This is a genomic window from Streptomyces sp. NPDC007095 (assembly GCF_040634475.1).
In the GTDB taxonomy this organism is placed as follows: domain Bacteria; phylum Actinomycetota; class Actinomycetes; order Streptomycetales; family Streptomycetaceae; genus Streptomyces.
Genome location: NZ_JBEYFS010000492.1, coordinates 1 through 1998 on the forward strand (window position 1 = coordinate 1; position 1998 = coordinate 1998).

The following is a 1998-nucleotide window of genomic DNA, read 5'->3' on the forward strand; positions in this document are numbered from 1 at the left end:
CCGCGAGGCGGCTGCCGTCCAGGCCCTTGGACGCGCCCTGCTCCACGACCCACTGGGCGACGGCCCAGTTCTGCTCGATGGCGACCGGGTAGCGGGCCTCGGGCGAGAGGTCGTACTCGGGAAAGACGACCGCGGCCTCGGCGCCGACAGCCAGTTCGCGGACCAGGCGGTCGTGGGTGTGGGCGTTGCCGAACACCCAGCCGGCGCCGTGGATGTAGAGGATCACCGGCAGGGTGCCGGTGACGCCGGCGGGCTTGACGATCCGGGCACGGACGCTGCCCGTCGGACCGCCCGAGACGGTGATCCACTCCTCGTCGATGTCCGGCATCTCGATCTCGCCGGACTGCACCTCGTCGACGGCCTTGCGACCCTCCGCCGGGGCGAGGTCGAACAGGTACGGCGGATTGGCGGTGGCTTCCGCGAAGACGGCGGCCGCCGGCTCCAGTACAGGCTTGACCGGCTCTACGGCGTCGGACATGGGAATCTCCTGAAGCGTTGTTCCTGGGCACGCCGGGCAATGCTCCGGCCTCGCAGCCACGCTATAGGCGCGGTGCGGGCGTGGATGGTCCGTCAGCGCACCGCCGTTGAACCCACAGCGCTCAACATGTCGAAACACCGCACACCGGCGACCGCCTCAGCGGCGGCCGGCGGGCGCGCCGCGGCCGACGCTGTCCCGCCATTCGCTGGGCGACATGCCGTACGCGGCCCGGAAGACCCGGCTGAAGTGGGTGGCGCTCATGAACCCCCAGCGGTTGGCCACCGCCGCTATGGTCCGGCTGCCCCGGGCCCGGATCATCAGGTCCCGGCGGCACTCCTCGAGCCGGCGCCGCTGGATCCACCGGCCGACCGTGGTGCCCTCGTCCTGGAAGAGCCGGTGCAGATAGCGCGTGGAGATGTGATGGGCCCCGGCGATCGTCTCGGGGGAGAGGTCCTCGTCCGTCAGGTGCAGGTCGATGAACTCCAGGATCCGGGCCATCAGCGGCGTCCGGGCGTCGAGCGTGCCGGTGGCGTCCCGGCCCAGCCTCTCGGTGGCGAGGGTGGCCAGCACGTTCACGGCGTTCCAGGCGAGCAGCTCGCCGACCGGCGGCCGGGACGAGGAGGCCGTGTCGGCGAGTTCGGACAGGAACGGTGACAGCAGGCTGCCCAGCCGGGACGCACGGGCAACCGGCGCCCCCGCGAGCCGGGGCACATCGGCCGCGTCGAGCCCGAGCGACTCGTACGGCACGAGGAACACCTTCATGCGGAAACGCTCGGGGAAGTCGAGTGTGGCAGGATCGTGCGCGTCGTAGAAGCAGATGTCTCCCGGCCCGAGGAAGACGTCCTCGGGCCGCCGCGGACTGTGAGCGCCGCTCCCGCCTCGTACGCCTGCCGCCCCTCGTACGCCTGCCGCGCCTCGTACGCCTGCCGCGCCTCGTACGGCTGCCGCGCCTCGTACGCCTGCCGCACCCCGTACGCCTACGAAGAGGTACTCGCCGCTGTCCCGGGCGACCAGCCGGTGTGCCCGCCGGGCCGGGTAGGTCCGGTCCGCCCCGGGCAGCTCCGCGGGCGCCGCGCCCGAGACGACGATGTCGAGGCCCATGGGCATGCGGCACCTGCCGGTCTCACCCGTCTCACCGCGGTCGGTCTCCATGGTGCTGAAACTGGACGTCATCCGCCGTTGCCTCCGAGCCCTGCCGAACTGTCGAGAGGAGCGACGACGCCTCGTGGGACGGTCGTCCACTCCGCTCGGAGAGTAGGTGGGACGGAGTTCAAAAAGAGTGACGCGGAAGTGACAGGGACTCCGCCGCGGCGGCCTCGGCGGCTTCCGCGAGCTCGGCGGCGAACGCGCGCAGCAAGGTGTGCACGGTGTAGCGGCCCGGAGCGACTTCGCACACGAGATGGGCGTCGGCGAGACGGCCGAGGATCGGCCGGGCCGCACGGGGCGACAGACCGGCGAGGTGGGCGGCGGTGTCCGCCGCGATGCCGGGGCCGGGGTGCAGCGCCACGAGGCGGAAGAGC

At 72.2% G+C, this 1998-nt stretch carries 3 protein-coding genes; all 3 read right to left on the reverse strand.

The features are described 5' to 3' along the window. On the reverse strand, positions 1–478 hold a 478-nt coding region (locus ABZ656_RS57645), incomplete at its 3' end, for an alpha/beta hydrolase fold domain-containing protein (RefSeq protein ID WP_360280714.1). A 156-nt stretch (positions 479–634) separates the two neighbouring features. Then, positions 635–1630, reverse strand: a complete 996-nt coding sequence (locus ABZ656_RS57650) for a helix-turn-helix domain-containing protein (RefSeq protein WP_360280717.1) — start codon at positions 1628–1630, stop codon at positions 635–637. 118 nt (positions 1631–1748) lie between these two features. Further along, a partial coding sequence (locus ABZ656_RS57655) for a hypothetical protein (RefSeq protein WP_360280720.1) occupies positions 1749–1998 on the reverse strand: 250 nt, incomplete at its 5' end.

Excerpts from the sequence above, each read along its gene's own strand:
- ABZ656_RS57650 (WP_360280717.1), bottom strand. The coding sequence starts at position 1,630 with ATGGAGACCGACCGCGGTGAGACGGGTGAGACCGGCAGGTGCCGCATG.